Annotated in this window: 13 protein-coding genes; 5 read left to right on the forward strand and 8 right to left on the reverse strand. The window is 66.3% G+C overall.

The genetic code is table 11. The features are described 5' to 3' along the window. The first annotated feature begins 175 nt into the window (after positions 1-175). Together AAFG50_RS11100 and AAFG50_RS11105 are read left to right on the forward strand one after the other, a co-directional pair. On the forward strand, positions 176-2,341 hold the full coding sequence (locus AAFG50_RS11100) for an anthranilate synthase component I (RefSeq protein WP_028175025.1): 2,166 nt from the start codon (positions 176-178) through the stop codon (positions 2,339-2,341). A gap of 138 nt (positions 2,342-2,479) precedes the next feature. After that, positions 2,480-3,019, forward strand: a complete 540-nt coding sequence (locus AAFG50_RS11105) for an adenine phosphoribosyltransferase (protein ID WP_011085277.1) — start codon at positions 2,480-2,482, stop codon at positions 3,017-3,019. 243 nt (positions 3,020-3,262) lie between these two features. Here AAFG50_RS11105 and AAFG50_RS11110 read toward each other — a convergent pair whose 3' ends face one another. From AAFG50_RS11110 to AAFG50_RS11145, 8 genes are all read right to left on the reverse strand, one after another. Then, entirely contained in the window at positions 3,263-3,931 is a 669-nt protein-coding gene (locus AAFG50_RS11110; RefSeq protein ID WP_028175024.1) for a hypothetical protein, read from the reverse strand. Between the two features lie 62 nt (positions 3,932-3,993). Then, positions 3,994-4,746 (reverse strand): hypothetical protein, encoded by a 753-nt coding sequence (locus AAFG50_RS11115; RefSeq protein ID WP_011085279.1) that lies wholly within the window; start codon positions 4,744-4,746, stop codon positions 3,994-3,996. 185 nt (positions 4,747-4,931) lie between these two features. Next, positions 4,932-6,146, reverse strand: coding sequence for a M48 family metallopeptidase (locus AAFG50_RS11120; protein ID WP_011085280.1), 1,215 nt, complete (start codon positions 6,144-6,146; stop codon positions 4,932-4,934). Positions 6,147-6,291: 145 nt separating this feature from the next. Beyond that, complete coding sequence (locus AAFG50_RS11125) at positions 6,292-6,852, reverse strand: LemA family protein (protein WP_011085281.1); 561 nt, start codon at positions 6,850-6,852, stop codon at positions 6,292-6,294. 138 nt (positions 6,853-6,990) lie between these two features. Continuing rightward, the gene (locus AAFG50_RS11130) at positions 6,991-7,968 is read right to left on the reverse strand and encodes a small ribosomal subunit Rsm22 family protein (RefSeq protein ID WP_028175023.1); all 978 of its coding nucleotides are present in this window, start codon (positions 7,966-7,968) and stop codon (positions 6,991-6,993) included. A gap of 113 nt (positions 7,969-8,081) precedes the next feature. After that, positions 8,082-11,546: a chromosome segregation protein SMC gene (gene smc, locus AAFG50_RS11135; RefSeq protein ID WP_011085283.1), complete on the reverse strand. Its 3,465-nt coding sequence runs from the start codon at positions 11,544-11,546 to the stop codon at positions 8,082-8,084. 218 nt (positions 11,547-11,764) lie between these two features. Then, positions 11,765-12,421, reverse strand: a complete 657-nt coding sequence (locus AAFG50_RS11140; RefSeq protein WP_028175022.1) for a DsbA family protein — start codon at positions 12,419-12,421, stop codon at positions 11,765-11,767. A gap of 127 nt (positions 12,422-12,548) precedes the next feature. Then, entirely contained in the window at positions 12,549-13,040 is a 492-nt protein-coding gene (locus AAFG50_RS11145; protein WP_011085285.1) for a DciA family protein, read from the reverse strand. Between the two features lie 159 nt (positions 13,041-13,199). Here AAFG50_RS11145 and mutY point away from each other — a divergent pair, with 159 nt between their 5' ends. The 3 genes from mutY (at position 13,200) to AAFG50_RS11160 (ending at position 15,614) form a co-directional block, all read left to right on the forward strand. Further along, on the forward strand, positions 13,200-14,318 hold the full coding sequence (gene mutY / locus AAFG50_RS11150; RefSeq protein WP_028175021.1) for an A/G-specific adenine glycosylase: 1,119 nt from the start codon (positions 13,200-13,202) through the stop codon (positions 14,316-14,318). Between the two features lie 53 nt (positions 14,319-14,371). Beyond that, a complete protein-coding gene (locus AAFG50_RS11155; RefSeq protein ID WP_028175020.1) occupies positions 14,372-14,791 on the forward strand; it encodes a PaaI family thioesterase in 420 nt (139 codons plus the stop codon). A 385-nt stretch (positions 14,792-15,176) separates the two neighbouring features. Further along, on the forward strand, positions 15,177-15,614 hold the full coding sequence (locus AAFG50_RS11160; RefSeq protein ID WP_028175019.1) for a cupin domain-containing protein: 438 nt from the start codon (positions 15,177-15,179) through the stop codon (positions 15,612-15,614). Positions 15,615-15,650: the final 36 nt, after the last annotated feature.

Below are 15,650 nucleotides of genomic sequence, written 5' to 3' on the forward strand. Positions count from 1 at the left end.
GAGTATCCGCCCATGAGCACCGCCGTCCGCCCAGCCCGTCTTTGGTGGCGCACCTCCTAAGAGGTGGCCGGTGCGATTTCTTTTCCCAAAATCGTCGAAGGTCGCCCACGCAGTGCGGCGGCCTGATCGTTTGTCCTGTGTGGCGTTCCCTCGGCAAGTTTCGTAAGAGGACGACATGAACAGGACAGTCTTTGCCCTCCCGGCCAGAAGCGATTACGTGACCCGCGCGGGTCTCGCGATCACGCGCGTGGCGGAGCAGTTTACCGGCGGCGCGAGCCGGCTCGACGATCTCGTCAACCTGCTCGACCGACGCCGCGGCGTGGTGCTGTCGTCGGGCACGACCGTGCCGGGCCGCTACGAGAGTTTTGACCTCGGCTTCTCCGATCCGCCGCTCAAGCTCGAGACCACGGGCGTCGATTTCAAGCTGGAAGCGCTGAACGAGCGCGGCCAGGTCCTGATCGCCTTCCTTGCCGACGTCCTGCGCGAGCCCTGCGTGGTGATCTCGGAGAAGACCGCTTCGCGCCTCGCCGGCCACATCATCCGCGGCGATGCCCCGGTCGAGGAAGACCAACGCACCCGGCGCGCCAGCGTGGTGTCGCTGGTGCGCGACCTCGTCGCCGCCTTCTCCGCCAATGACGACGGGCTGCTCGGCCTGTTCGGCGCCTTCGCCTACGATCTCGTGTTCCAGATCGAGGATCTCGTGCAGAAGCGCGCGCGCGAGAGCGACCAGCGCGACATCGTGCTCTACGTTCCCGATCGCCTGCTGGCCTATGACCGCGCCACCGGCCGCGGCGTCGTGCTCAGCTACGACTTCACGTGGAAGGGCAGATCCACCGAGGGCCTGCCGCGCGAGACCGCCGACAGCCCGTACATGAAGACACCGCGCCAGGGCTTTGCCGATCATGCGCCCGGCGAATACCAGGCCACCGTCGAGACCGCGCGCGCGGCCTTTGCCCGCGGCGATCTGTTCGAGGCCGTGCCGGGCCAGCTGTTCGCCGAGCCCTGCGATCGTTCGCCGGCGGAAGTCTTCCAGCGCCTCTGCGTCATCAACCCGTCGCCCTACGGCGCGCTGATGAATCTCGGCGACGGCGAGTTTCTCGTCTCCGCCTCGCCCGAGATGTTCGTGCGTTCGGACGGCCGCCGCGTCGAGACCTGCCCGATCTCGGGCACCATCGCGCGCGGCACCGATGCGATCGGCGATGCCGAGCAGATCCGCCAGCTCCTGAATTCGGAGAAGGACGAGTTCGAGCTCAACATGTGCACCGACGTCGATCGCAACGACAAGGCGCGCGTCTGCGTCCCCGGCACCATCAAGGTGCTGGCGCGCCGGCAGATCGAGACCTACTCAAAACTGTTCCACACCGTCGACCACGTCGAGGGCATGCTGCGTCCCGGCTTCGACGCGCTCGATGCCTTCCTCACCCACGCCTGGGCCGTCACCGTGACAGGTGCGCCGAAGCTCTGGGCGATGCAGTTCGTCGAGGATCACGAGCGGTCGCCGCGGCGCTGGTATGCGGGTGCGATCGGCGCGGTGAATTTTGACGGCAGCATCAATACCGGCCTCACCATCCGCACCATCCGCATGAAGGATGGTCTCGCCGAGGTGCGCGTCGGCGCCACCTGCCTGTTCGATTCCGATCCCGCTGCCGAGGACCGCGAATGCCAGGTCAAGGCTGCGGCGCTGTTCCAGGCGCTGCGCGGCGATCCGCCAAAGCCGCTCTCGACCTTCGCGCCCGATGCGACCGGAAGCGGCAAGCGGGTGCTGCTGATCGACCACGACGACAGCTTCGTGCACATGCTCGCCGACTATTTCCGCCAGGTCGGCGCCAGCGTCACCGTGGTCCGCTATGTGCATGCGCTCGACATGCTCAAGCAGAAGAGGTGGGATTTGCTGGTGCTGTCGCCCGGCCCGGGCAGGCCCGAAGATTTCGGGATCAAGAAGACGATCGATGCGGCGCTGGAGAACAAGCTGCCGGTGTTCGGCGTCTGCCTCGGCGTGCAGGCGATCGGCGAATATTTTGGCGGCGAGCTCGGCCAGCTCACGCATCCCGCCCACGGTCGGCCCTCGCGGGTGCAGGTGCGGGGCGGCCGCCTGATGCGCAATCTGCCGAACGAGATCGTGATCGGCCGCTATCACTCGCTCTATGTCGAGCGCGACAGCATGCCGGAGGTTTTGTCCGTCACCGCCAGCACCGAGGACGGCGTCGCCATGGCGCTGGAGCACAAGACCCTGCCGGTCGCGGGCGTGCAATTCCACCCGGAGTCGCTGATGTCGCTCGGCGGCGAGGTGGGACTACGTATTGTCGAGAATGCGTTCCGGCTGGATGCTGGGGCGAATTGAGTGCATGTTTCATGCTCGTCATTCCGGGATGGCGCGTAAGCACCAGACCCGGAATCTCGAGATTCCCCGGTGCGCAATTGCGCACCTGAGGTTCGGCTCTTCGAGCCGCCCCGGAATGACAGCTAACATGGGATACAAATGACCTTTGACCACGATCTGAAGGCGAGCGTTCGCACCATCCCCGACTATCCCAAGCCGGGGATTATGTTCCGCGACATCACGACCCTGCTCGCGGATGCGCGCGCATTCCGCCGCGCCGTGGACGAGCTCGTGAACCCCTGGGCCGGCAACAAGATCGACAAGGTCGCCGGCATGGAGGCGCGGGGCTTCATCATCGGCGGCGCGGTGGCGCACCAGCTCTCCGCCGGCTTCGTGCCGATCCGCAAGAAAGGCAAGCTGCCGCACACCACCGTGCGCATCGCCTATTCGCTCGAATACGGCATCGACGAGATGGAGATGCATGTCGACGCCATCCAGCCCGGCGAGCGCGTCATCCTGGTCGACGACCTCATCGCCACCGGCGGCACCGCGGAAGGCGCGGTGAAGCTGCTGCGCCAGATCGGCGCCAATGTCGTCGCCGCCTGCTTCATCATCGACCTGCCCGAGCTCGGCGGCGCCGCCAAGCTGCGCGCCATGGACGTGCCGGTGCGCACGCTGATGACGTTCGAGGGGCATTGAGCGACGGCGGGCGCAGGATATCGCCCGGGTAAATTCTGGTCGGTGCAGGCCGAGGACGGGCTTCACCTCTCGCCTACGGGAGAGGTCGGATCGCATCGAAGATGCGATCCGGGTGAGGGGTCTGGGTCTCACTGATCGCCGCGGCCCCTCACCCGGCTTGCTCAGGCGCGCAATTGCGCGCCATAGCAATCCGACCTCTCCCCGCTGGGGAGAGGTGAACACCGAGTTCGCCGGCCGAGTGCTCTACGACCGCTGCAGGATCAGGCTGAGCTCGAGCTCGCGAAAGGCGAGGTAGTTGCGCCGGGTCCACTGGTGCAGCTCGGTCGAGGCGTCCTTCTCCTGGCGCAGGTAGCCGGTGAAGGAGAAGTTGAGCCGGTCGATATAGGTCTTGAGGAAGCCGGGCAGGGCGGGGAGGCGGAACAGCCGGCCGCCTGCCATCGCGGCGGGCAGCTCGCCGCGGACGACGTATTCGTTGTCCACCGTGATCAGGTTCATCCGCGGGATCTGCTCGCGCAGCATCTCATGGGCGCGGGCCGAGACGCGGTCGGTGTCGGCCACGAACAGGATCTGTGGTGCGACGTGGCGGCGGGCCGCCTCCTTCAAGAGGCCGATCTCGTCGGCCATCTTGAAGAACTCGTCGAAGGCGTGGAAGCCGAGGTCGATCACCTTGGCAATCCCGTCATCGACGATGACGCGGTCCATCAGCTGCATCTTGCCGTAGGTGTCGATCACGTCGGCGGTCTCCGTGATCTTCGGCAGATAGTCGAGCAGCGACGGCTCCTTCAGGTTGACGTCGAAGGCCGCGACGTTGCCGTTCTTGAGCAGCAGGAACTCGCTCAACAGCCGCGCCAGCAGCGTCTTGCCGACCTGCGGGCGGGGCGAGCAGATGATGTAGACGGGTGTCGCGGGCATCACGAACTATTATCTGAGCGAACTCGCCGCCCAATCCAGCCGTATCAGCCCGGACTCCGCAACTATTTTTCGCTGCTGCGGGCGCCGGGCTTTGAACCGACGATGTCGGTCAGGCGGATGCGGTCGAACTCGCTCCAGACATTGGCCAGCCAGTGCCGGACATAGCCGCGCAGCACGAAGGAGTAGTTGGCGGCCTCGTCGTTGATGCCCTTGTTGGCGACGAATTTCAGGAACGGGACGGAGGAGACCTCGACCTGCTCATAGGCCATTTCGTTGAGCTTGGGGATGGTCAGCTCGGTGGCGTCCTTGATGCGGTGGAAGTAGGAATTATAGGTCGCCTGGTCCCACTGGAAGAACTGGGTGTCGTTGATGAAGTTCTTGACCAGGAAATATTTTGCGCCGGTCATGAAATTCGCGGTCTCGGCGATTTCGTCCAGCGAGGCGATCGAGGGGCCGAGGATGTGGAACACCGCGAAGGTGATCTGCCCGGCCTTGGCGGCGTCGAGGAAACCGATGTCGCGCAGCGAGGCGAGCGCCGGGGAGAGCAGGCCGGCGCGGACGTCGATCACTGTGACCGACGGGCTGGTCGCGTTGAGCGTATCGAAGATCTTCATCTGATCGGCCGTCGTCGTCATGTCGACGATCTCGGTGATGCCAGGATGGAAGCGCTTCAGCGTTCCGCGCGGGGATTCCGTGTCGAAGGCGCGGGTCGGCACGTTGTTGGCGGAAAAATAATCGAGCAGGGTGCGCGATACCGTGGTCTTGCCGACCCCGCCCTTGTCCGCGCCCACCACAACCACTGCCGGCTTTGCCATTGCTGTCCCCTAACGCGCGCCCCCGATCGCGAGGTCGCAATCGGCCGGGCCCCAAATCGATGTCCCGAGTCTGCTGTTGGGCGCGAACATGGCAGAAACAAGGGAGAATTCAATTCCGCAGGCCCCGGTTGCGGCAATTCCCGAGGTTTTTCCAGATTGCCGTGAAACTGGCCATGGGCGCGCGCTTAATGGCGGCCCCAGGGCCCCATGGGATTCCCGATCGGGTTGCCGGCCGTGGTTCCGGAGGGGCTGGGCGCTGGTACGGGCGGCGGATTGGCCGGGCCGGCTGCGTCGCCCCATGGTCGCTGCGACAGCGGCGGCGGGGCGTCCTGCGGGGCTCCCTGCGCCTCGGGCTGTTCCGTCTCGTCGGTCGGGTCCGGCAGCGGACCTGGATCATGGCCGCCAGCGAACTTGACCAGCGCGTCGACCCGGGACTGCACCGACGGGTGGGTCGCAAACAGATCGGCAAAACCCTCGCGCGGATTGTCGACGCAGAGCTCCATCACCGCCGAGGTCGCGCCCGGCAGCTCGCCGCGGTTCTCGATCTTGCGTAGCGCCGAGATCATGGCGTCAGGGTCTTTCGTCAGCTCGACGGAGCCGGCGTCGGCGAGATATTCGCGCGAGCGCGACAGCGCCAGCTTCACCACCTGCGACATCAGCCAGGCCACCACGATCAGCACGACCGCGATGATGATGACGATCACGGCGCCGCCCCCCGAGTTCTTGCTGTCGCTCGACGACGAGGACGACCGCGACGACGACGAACCCGAGGACCAAGAGCCGCCGGAGTTCCAGCTCAAATTCGTGAACAGGCGGAAGAACAATTCGCCGAAGAAGCCGACCACGCCGGCGATGATGACGGCGACCACCATGAGCTGCACGTCGCCGTTCTTGATGTGGGTCAGCTCGTGGCCCAGTACCGCCTCGATCTCCTTGTCGTTCAGGGCGTTGAGGAGGCCGGTGGTGACGGTGATCGAATATTGCCGCGGGTTGAGGCCGGTCGCGAACGCGTTCAGCGCCGGGCTTTCCATGATCTTCAGCTTCGGCATGGTGATGCCGCGCGAGATGCAGAGGTTTTCGAGCAGATTGTAGAGCCGCGGCTCCTCCTTCCGGGTGACGTCGTGTCCGCCGGTCACGGCATCGATCATCGACTGGTGGAAGAAATAGGCGATCACGACCCAGACCGCCGTCACGACCGTCGCAACCGGCGCGGCGACTTTCAGGTCTAGGAAGGCGTGGCTCAGGTAGAAGGCGACGGTCTCATTGCCGTTGATGACGACTTCGGCGACCAGCGCGCCGGCATAGACCAGCACATAGACCAGCGCGAACAGGCCGGCGAGCAGCAGCATCGAACGTAACTTGTTCGAGGCGATGTGCGTGTAGAGACCATACGCGGCCATGGCTGCTTCCGTTAGCTCCCGTCATTCCGGGGCAGGCCGCAGGCCTGAACCCGGAATCCAGAGCTTAGTGTCTCAGGCGAGGTTCCGGGTTCGCGTCTTCGACGCGCCCCGGAACGACAAAGATGAGAAACCGGTCACGCGACAATCAGAACTTCACCTGCGGCGCGGCCTCGACCTCGGTGCGGCTGGCGCCGAGATCGAAGAAGTCCTTCTTGGTGAAGCCGAACATGCCGGCGAACAACGCTGCGGGCATCTGCTGGATGCCGGTGTTGTATTCCTGGACCGCGCTGTTGAAGAAGCGGCGGCTCGCCGCGATCTTGTTCTCGAGGTCGGAGAGCTCGCTGGCGAGCTGCTGGAAGTTGGCGTTGGCCTTGAGGTCGGGATAGGCCTCCGACAGCGCGATCAGCCGGCCGAGCGCGCCGGAGAGCTGGTTCTCGGCGGCGGACACCTGCGCCGGGCCTTGCGCCGACATCGCCGAATTGCGCGCCTTGATGACGTCGTCGAGCGTGCCGCGCTCATGCGAGGCGTAGCCCTTCACCGTCTCGACCAGGTTCGGGACCAGGTCGTGGCGCTGCTTGAGCTGCACGTCGATATCGGCAAAGGCCTGGCCGACGCGCTGGCCCAGCGCCACCAGGCGGTTGTAGGCGCTGAAGGCCAAGAACACGAGGACGACGATGACGCCGAGAACGATCCAGCCGGTCGACATGGAGAACTCCTGAAGGGGATTTAAGGCGGGCGCAGCCTAGACCAAAATGGCGCAGGGCGAGAGCCCCGGCGCGGAGGGGAGGTAAGACTTGGTCGGATCAGGAACCATCCGAGTTCAAGGCAAAACCGCCGATCGAGGTTAACTTTCGGCAATGACGGTGTCGCCCCAGCGCCAGCGCCGGGCACTTGCATAGGCGGCCTTGTCGCGGCGGGGGATCTTGGCGAGTTCAACGCTTTGCTCGGTGCAAAGCTTCGCCGTGATTTCGGCCTTGCCGACATCCGGCGGCGCCAGCACGCGGGCGGCGCGCGTCGCGGGCGGCGTGCGGGTCAGGGCGACGTAGATGAAGCGCTCGTCCTCGAACGGCACGTCGGCGCCCTTGATCTGGCGGTGGGCCTGGGAGCGCGGCAGGCGCTGGGAGAAATGGCACCAGTCGGGCGCAATCAGCGGGCAGGGCCTTTCGTGCGGGCAGGGCGCGGCGACGTAAGCGCCGGCTGCGATCACCTGCTGGCGCAGCGCGAGGATGCGCGCGTAGCCGGCCGGCGTGCCGGGCTCGATCACGACCAGCGCATGGCGCGCTTTCGCCCACATCGTTTCCGCGAGTTTGCGTTGATCGGCCTCACCGAGCTCGCCGATGATGTAGCTCGCGACGACGAGATCGGCTGGCGAGACCTCGGCAAGGTTGCCGCCGGCATCGCCGGGCAAATAGCGGCAGTCCGCCAGACGCGTGCTGTCATGCGCGAGTTCGAGGGCAAGCCGGCTCAGGGTGGCGTTGGCGTCGAGCAGGGTGAAGTCCTGCAGCGAGGGAAACGCCTCTGCGGCGGCCCAGCTTGCGGTGCCTGGACCTGCGCCGACGTCGAGCAGCGTCTCCGGGGCGAAGTCCGGCGCGATCTCGGTCAGCGCATTCAGGCTCGCCGCCACCGCCGCGTAGGTGGCCGGCATGCGCGCGAGCGCGTAGGCGAGCGCATCGGCCTCCGACTTGATCGTGCCGGAGCCGCCGCCGGCGCGATAGGTGTTCGAGATTTTCTGGGATCGCTGCGCGGCGTCGCTGCGCGAAAAGCCCTGGAGCTTGCCGTCGAGGGCGGCCTTTAGCTCAGCGGGAAGCGTGGGCGAGACCATTTTCATTCGCCGTCATTCCGGGGCGCGCGTAGCGCGAACCCGGAATCTAGAGATGGTGGCGCGAGATTCCGGGTTCGATGCTGCGCAGCGCCCCGGAATGACGGCCAAAAACGTCACGCCACGTTCTGGTCGAGAATGTCCACCGCCTCTGAGAGGCTCACCGACACGAGTTGCGAGACGCCGCGCTCGGCCATGGTGACGCCGAACAGGCGGTTCATCCGCGCCATCGTGATCGGGTTGTGCGTGATGATGATGAAGCGCGTGTCGGTCGAGCCGGTCATCTCGTGCAGCAGGTTGCAGTACCGTTCGACGTTGTGGTCGTCGAGCGGTGCGTCGACTTCGTCCAGCACGCAGATCGGCGAAGGATTGGTGAGGAACACGGCGAAGATCAGCGCCATCGCGGTCAGTGCCTGCTCGCCGCCCGAGAGCAGCGACAGTGTCTGCGGCTTCTTGCCCGGGGGCTTGGCGATGATTTCGAGGCCGGCCTCCAGCGGGTCGTCGCTCTCGATCAGGTGCAGTGCGGCCTCGCCGCCGCCGAACAGCTCGACGAACAGGCGCTTGAAGTGGTTGTTGACGACCTCGAACGAGGTCAGGAGGCGCTCGCGCGCTTCCTTGTTGAGGCTCTGGATGCCCTGGCGCAGCCGCTTGATGGCTTCGACGAGGTCGTCGCGCTCGGTGACGAGGCCGGTGTGCTGGGTCTCGACCTCGCGCAGCTCTTCCTCGGCGCGCAGGTTGACTGCGCCGAGGCGCTCGCGGTCGCGGCGCATCTTTTCGAGGTCTTCCTCGATGTCGTGCAGCGGCGGCAGCTCCGCGCCGGGCTCGATCTCGGCAAGGCCGGCGACGGCCTGCGGCTCGACCTCCAGCATGTCGCGGATCTCGCGCTCGATGTCCTCGAGCCGGCGCCGCGCGCCTTCCATGCGCTCCTCGGCGCGGGCGGTGGCCTCGCGGGAGCTGGAGAGCGCCTCGAGCGTCAGCTTCGCGACGCGGTCGGTCTCCGCCATCGCGCTTTCCGCGGTGGCGAGCGCGTCGGCGGCCATGCGGCGGTCGTTTTCCGCGTATTCGATCTCGGTGATCAGCGCGCTGCGCTTCTCTGCGAACACGGCGGGGGCGTTTTCGAGCTCGCTGCGCTCGATCGTGAGTTCGGCGATGCGGGCCTGGATGGTGTCGATGTGGGAGGCCGCGCTCTCCTTGCGGTTCTGCCACTCGGTGCGCTCGGCGAGGATTGCCTGCACGCGGCGGTCGGCCAGCTCGGCCTCGCGCGCCAGCGCCTGCGCCTCGGCGCGGACCTGGGCGGCCATGCGGCGATGGGCTTCGATGTCGCTGCGGACGGCGGCGAGACGAGTCTCGGTGTCTTCGCTCGACGGCAGCTCGCTGATGCCGGCCTCGGCGTATTCGTAGGCGGCTTCGGCCTCGGCGCGGTCGGCGGCGAGACGGCTGTGCGCTTCCGACAGCGTCGCCTTGCGCGCGGCGTGGCGGCTGATCTCGCGCTCGGCCGTGGCATGGCGCTCGCGCGCGACGTTCAGCTCGCGCTGCGCGGCGCGCCAGGCTTCGCGGCTCGCGCCTTCGGTGCTGGCCGCAATCTGCAGTTCGGACTCGGCATTCTCCAGCGCCTGGCGCTTGATCTGCGCGTCGATGCGGGCCTGCTCCAGCTCGTTCTCGATGTCGACGAGGCGGGCGCGCTCGGCAAGGCGGCGTGCGGCGCCGGTCGGGGCATGGGCCGCCGCGACGAAGCCGTCCCAGCGCCAGACGTCGCCCTCGGGCGAGACCAGCCGCTGGCCGGTCTTGAGCTGCGAGACCAGCTCGGCGCCGCGCTCGCGCGGCACCACGCCGATCTGCGCCAGGCGGCGGGCCAGCTCGGCCGGGGCCTGCACATGGTTCGCGAGCGGCACCACGCCTTCGGGCAGCTCCGGATCGCCGTCGGTCTCGCCGACATTGGTCCAGCGCATCGGCGCCGACGGGTCGATCGGCGCATCGAGATCGTCGCCGAGCGCGGCGCCGATGGCCTTTTCAAACCCCTTGTCGACGGTGATGCCGTCGATGATCGGCGGCCACAGGTTCTTGGTTTCGCCGTTGACGATCTTGGAGATCGTGCGCGCCTCGGTCTCGAGCCGCTGCACGCGCTTGTCGGCTTCGTTCAGCGGCGAGCGCGAGGATTCCAGCGTCTGCCGCGCGGCGACGTGCGCGGCTTCGCTCGCCTGCGCCGCGGCCTCCGAGGCCGCCAGCGTCTGCTCGGCGGTCTCGACCGTCGCGGTCAGCTCGTCGAGGTCGCCGAAGCCGCCCGTTTCATCGGCAAGCTTCTGCTCCTCGGCGGTGACATTCGCGATCTCCTGGTCGAGCCGGGCGAGCTTGTCGCGGTGGGTGCGGACATTGGCTTCGAGCTGGTTGCGCTTGGCGGTGAGGTCGGCGAGCGCCGTGGTGAGCTCGGCGAACTGCTGCTCGGTTTCGGTCAGCACCGCCTCGGCTTCGCCGACGCGCTCGTCGACGCCGGAGCGCTTCTCGACGCGCGACTTGATCTCTTCCTTCAGCTCGGCGTCTTCGCTGTCGAGGCGCTGGAGCGCGACGTCGGCGTCCATGGTTTGTTGCTGAGCACGGGAGATGTCGCCTTCGAACTGGGCGAGGCGGCGTTCGAGCTCGGCGACGCGCTCCTTGGCGCGCTCTTCCTCGCGGTCGAGCAGTTCGCGGGCATTGGTCAGGCGCTGGAGCCCGGCCGCGGCGCGCGCCTCGGCATCGCGCAGCGCCGGCATCTCGGCGGCGCGGATCGCCTGGATGCGGGCGGCTTCGGCCTGGTGCTGGGTGCGCTCGGCCATCTCGCGCACGGCAAGATCGTGGGTCTGGCCGGATTCGTTGACGTCGGCATGGGCGCCGATCCAGCGCAGATGGAACAGGGTGGCTTCGGCCTTGCGGACCTTGGCGGCGACCTCGCGATAGCGCACGGCCTGGCGGGCCTGCTTCTTCAGGCCTTCCATCTGGCCGGAGAGCTGGCCGATCACGTCCTCGACGCGGGTGAGGTTGGTTTCGGCGGCCTTCAGCCGCAGCTCGGCTTCGTGGCGGCGGGCATGGAGACCCGCGACACCGGCGGCGTCTTCCAGCACGCGGCGGCGCTGCTCCGGCTTGGCCTGGATGATCTCGCCGATCTTGCCCTGGTGGACGAGGGCGGGCGAGCGCGCGCCGGTGGCGGCGTCGGCGAACAGGATCTGCACGTCGCGGGCGCGCACGTCGCGGCCGTTGATGCGATAGACCGAGCCGGCCTCGCGCTCGATGCGGCGGGAGATCTCCAGAAGCTGGCTGTCGTTCATCGCCGCCGGCGCGGTGCGATCGGCGTTGTCGATCGTCATCGTCACTTCGGCGTGGTTGCGCGCCGGACGGTTGCCGGATCCGGCGAAGATCACCGCGTCCATGTCGGCGGCGCGCAGCGATTTGTACGAGGTCTCACCCATCGCCCAGCGCAGCGCTTCGACGAGATTCGACTTGCCGCAACCGTTGGGTCCGACCACGCCGGTCAGGCCGGGCTCGATGACGAAGTCCGTGGGCTCAACGAAGGACTTGAAGCCGTGAAGGCGCAGGCGGGTGATTTTCATAAGCACGCATCTCTGTTGGCAGGCGCGAATCCCCCTGCCGGGACAATACCATGGAAGGCAATGTCGCTATCCGGGCGAGTCGCGCGAGGCGCCTCATGCGGCTGGACAATGGCCGCGGTGCGCCGCGAGGGCAACCGGCGAAAGCCGCTTTTCCCAAGGGATTTATCCCGGGAATGATACGGCTTTCGAGATGCGAATTAGGCGTTGAGGGCGAAGAATCAGCTCTTCAGCAGCGGATTGATCTTCTTGGCGAATTCCTCGAACGAGGCCTCGCCCTTGATCTTCTCGCCGTTGATAAAGAAGGTCGGCGTCGAATCCACCTTCAAAACGTCGCTGGCGTATTTCTGGTCGGCGGCGATCTTGTCGAGCAGCGCCTGGTCCTTCAGGCAGGCTTCGACCTGCTGCTGGGTGAGGCCGGCCTGCTTGCCGATCCGCGTCAGGGTCTCGGTGGTGTTCTTCATCACCCAGTCGTTCTGCTGCCGGAACAGCATGTCGGTGACAGCGAAGTATTTCGGCGCATCGCCATTGGCGATGCAGCGCGACAGCATCGAGCCGGCGGCGGCTTTGATGTCGAGCGGGAACTCGCGGAAGACGTAACGCACCTTGCCGGTGTCGATGTATTCCGCCTTGATCTTGGGGAACACCTGCTCGTTGAAGGCCGCGCAATGCGGGCAGGTCATCGAGGCGAATTCGGTGATGGTGACGGCGGCGTCCTTCGGGCCGAGCGCCATGTCGGGCAGCGACACGGGCTTGGCCACGTCACCGGCGGCCTGCGCCATGGCGTCGGAGATGAACCGCAATGGGGAGAACCCGGCGACCGCGGCAAGCCCGGTCAGCGACAGCATCGTGGTGAAGGCGCGGCGGGTGATGATCAAGGTCGGCTCCCGGATTGGCGTGGTCTTGCCCGAAGTTCCCATTTGGGCGGCCTGTCGCTAGCTTGAAACGTCGTTTGAGGCAATGGCGGGCCGCGGGAACGGGTCCAGATTGACCGCGAAATGAGGCTCAATTTCGCTTGATGGCCGCCCCGAGCCGCGCCAGCGCAGACTTGAGCTGTTCATCTTCGATGTCCCCGAGGGTCTCCTCCACCTTGGCGACACTCTTGGGGTCCGGCGGGCCCGGCCGGACCGGCCGCTTGGCGCGCGACAGGGGGGCCTGGCGGAAGGCGAGCTTGCCGACCGCGCTCCAGCCGAAGAAGCGGTTGACCCGTTCCAGGATCACATCCGCGGAATGCTGGATCTCCAGCGCCATCGGCCCCTCGACCCGCAGCACCAGCGTGGCCGGCTCCTGCGGCTGGCCCTCGACCGGTCGCGGCCATTGCATCTTGAGGGGCTCGGCATGCGCCGCGATCTCCGCCCCGGCAATCTGCGCCCACCGCGTCACCAACTCGCGCGCGGCAAAGCCCTGTTTGGCGTACGCCTCGGCAAAGACGTCGTTGAGCAGCAGCGAGAGCGGCTTGGCGCTGATGGGGCCCGGCTTGGGTGGGAATTTGGACATGGACCCTTATAGCACTGCGGCGTGAGAGCCACAGGCTCTTCGCCGTCATGGCGGGTTCGTCCCGGCCATCCACGTTCTCTTGCGAAGAAAGACGTGGATGCCCGCGACAAGCGCGGGCATGGCGTGGAGAGGTCGGTGCGTTGTCGTTACAGTGGGAGCATGAGCCCCAAATCCGCCCTGAAGGCGAAATCGGAACCCAGTCAGCCGGAGACCGCATCGCGCCCCTTGGCGCTGCTCGCCTGGTACGACCGCCACCGCCGCCGCCTGCCGTGGCGGGCGGCGTCGGGTGAGGCATCGGACCCTTACCGCGTGTGGTTGTCCGAGATCATGCTCCAGCAGACCACGGTAAAGGCGGTCGGCCCTTACTTCGAAAAATTCGTCGCGCGCTGGCCTGATGTCACCGCGCTGGGGCGGGCTTCGCAGGACGACGTGCTGCGGATGTGGGCGGGGCTCGGCTATTACTCCCGTGCGCGCAATCTCCATGCCTGCGCGGTCGCGGTGACGCGCGAGCATGGCGGCGTCTTTCCCGACACGGAGGAGGGGCTGCGCGCGTTGCCGGGCATCGGGCCTTACACCGCGGCTGCGATCGCCGCGATCGCCTTCGATCGCCGCACCATGCCGGTCGACGGCAATATCGAGCGGGTGGTGTCGCGCCTGTTCGCGGTCGAGGAGGAGCTGCCGCAATCAAAACCGCTGATCCAGCAACTGGCGGCGACGCTCCTTGCCGACTCCCGCGCCGGTGATAGCGCACAGGCATTGATGGATCTCGGCTCTTCGATTTGCACGCCGAAGAAGCCGGCCTGCTCGCTGTGTCCGCTGAACGATGATTGCATCGCTCGCGTGCAAGGCACGCAGGAGAGTTTTCCGCGCAAGGCGCCGAAGAAGAGCGGGACGCTGCGGCGCGGCGCTGCCTTCGTCGTGACGCGCGGCGACGAACTGCTGGTCCGCAGCCGGCCCGAAAAGGGCCTGCTCGGGGGCATGACGGAGGTGCCGGGCTCGGACTGGCTCGCCGGTCAGGAGGACGCGACGGCGAAGCAGCAGGCGCCCGCGCTGAAGGGCCTGTCGCGCTGGCAGCGCAGGGTGGGCGTCGTCACCCACGTCTTCACGCATTTTCCGCTGGAACTGGTGGTCTATACCGCCAAGGCAGAAGCTCGCACGCGGGCACCCGCGGGCATGCGCTGGGTGCCGATCGCGACGCTGGCCGGCGAAGCGCTGCCCAACGTCATGCGCAAGGTGATCGCGCACGGATTGCGCCTCCCGCCGGCCCCATCCTCCTGACACCACGCTGGCAGCAGGGCCGCGTTAACAGGGGGCGACACGGAGGCTCCCCAATGGTCAAGACCGCGCTCGACAACTTTCCCAGGCCGCCCTGTGCCGAGCTGCTGGGATGGCGCCTGCTCGATGCCCGTCCGGAGGAGGGCTGGATCAAGCTCGGCTTCGAGGGCAAGCCCGAATTCTGCAATCCGGCGGGCTTCATCCAGGGCGGCATGCTCTCGGCCATGCTCGACGACACCATGGGCCCGGCCGTGCTGGTGATGAGCGAGGGCCGGCTCTACACCACCACCATCAGCATGACCGTGAACTTCCTGAGCCCCGCAAAGCCCGGCCCGATCATCGGCGAGGCGACGGTGACGCAACTCGGCAAGACCATTGCCTTCGTCGAGGCCAGGCTGATGACCGAGGACGGCACCGTGCTTGCCACCGCGACCGCGAGCGAGCGGCTGCTGGAAGCGGCGAGAGTGGTTCGCTGATCCAGGTGCGGCGGGCCCATTCTGCTCGAATAGGAGGGGATGCCTCGCGCAGCGCGGAAGCGGACAGAGATCTACCCGCGCGTGCAATCGCAGAATTTGCTCGCGAATTCCTTGCGCACGCAATGAGCGTGCGGCTCGTTGTCGGCTCTAGCAACGCGAGCATTTGACTCGCGCATATTGTCGCAGCCCGCAGAGAAAACAGGTGGATACGTGCAATCCGCAGGCGAATCGCGACGGTCGAGGCGTCATCGACGTGACTTGCGGCAAATTGACCAATTCATATTTTTCGTGGAAACTTTGAATGTTAGTGCCCCCGATAAAAATTTCACAAACCTGAACGGGATGATTGTCAAGGCGCGCTCTATTTGAGGCATTGAGGTGAGTTATGCCGCTTGCGCTTATTGAGACCGGTCATTGCAACGTCGATCTGAAACCGTCCCCGATTGAGCCATCCTGGATCATTGAAGGAAACCCGGAAGCGCGCTCGCACCTGCTGTCAACCAGCGCGTGCGGCACCGCCACGACCCTGATCTGGTCCTGCACCATGGGCAAGTTCAACTGGTACTACGATCTCGACGAGACGATCATGATCCTTGAAGGATCAACGGTGATCGAGAGCGATGGCATGCCACCGAAGCGCTACGGTGTCGGCGACGTTGTCTTCTTCCGCGAGGGCGCGCACGCCAAATGGCACATCGAAGACTATGTGAAAAAGGTCGCCTTCCTGCGCCAGACCAATCCCGTCGGGCTCGGTTACGCTATCCGTGCCATCAATAAGCTTAAGCGCATGTCGTCAACCTTGGGCGGTCGTCGCTCCACCTAACTCGCGCCGTCAACGGCATTGCGGAGTGTGAAGCAA

The sequence above is a fragment of the Bradyrhizobium sp. B039 genome (genome assembly GCF_038965675.1).
Taxonomy (GTDB): Bacteria; Pseudomonadota; Alphaproteobacteria; order Rhizobiales; family Xanthobacteraceae; genus Bradyrhizobium; species Bradyrhizobium diazoefficiens.

Bases quoted from the DNA above. Each gene is read 5' to 3' on its own strand.
- AAFG50_RS11100 (WP_028175025.1), top strand. From the start codon at position 176: ATGAACAGGACAGTCTTTGCCCTCCCGGCCAGAAGCGATTACGTGACC.
- AAFG50_RS11105 (WP_011085277.1), top strand. From the start codon at position 2,480: ATGACCTTTGACCACGATCTGAAGGCGAGCGTTCGCACCATCCCCGAC.
- AAFG50_RS11110 (WP_028175024.1), bottom strand. From the start codon at position 3,931: ATGCCCGCGACACCCGTCTACATCATCTGCTCGCCCCGCCCGCAGGTC.
- AAFG50_RS11115 (WP_011085279.1), bottom strand. From the start codon at position 4,746: ATGGCAAAGCCGGCAGTGGTTGTGGTGGGCGCGGACAAGGGCGGGGTC.
- AAFG50_RS11120 (WP_011085280.1), bottom strand. From the start codon at position 6,146: ATGGCCGCGTATGGTCTCTACACGCACATCGCCTCGAACAAGTTACGT.
- AAFG50_RS11125 (WP_011085281.1), bottom strand. From the start codon at position 6,852: ATGTCGACCGGCTGGATCGTTCTCGGCGTCATCGTCGTCCTCGTGTTC.
- AAFG50_RS11130 (WP_028175023.1), bottom strand. From the start codon at position 7,968: ATGGTCTCGCCCACGCTTCCCGCTGAGCTAAAGGCCGCCCTCGACGGC.
- smc (WP_011085283.1), bottom strand. From the start codon at position 11,546: ATGAAAATCACCCGCCTGCGCCTTCACGGCTTCAAGTCCTTCGTTGAG.
- AAFG50_RS11145 (WP_011085285.1), bottom strand. From the start codon at position 13,040: ATGTCCAAATTCCCACCCAAGCCGGGCCCCATCAGCGCCAAGCCGCTC.
- mutY (WP_028175021.1), top strand. From the start codon at position 13,200: ATGAGCCCCAAATCCGCCCTGAAGGCGAAATCGGAACCCAGTCAGCCG.
- AAFG50_RS11155 (WP_028175020.1), top strand. From the start codon at position 14,372: ATGGTCAAGACCGCGCTCGACAACTTTCCCAGGCCGCCCTGTGCCGAG.
- AAFG50_RS11160 (WP_028175019.1), top strand. From the start codon at position 15,177: ATGCCGCTTGCGCTTATTGAGACCGGTCATTGCAACGTCGATCTGAAA.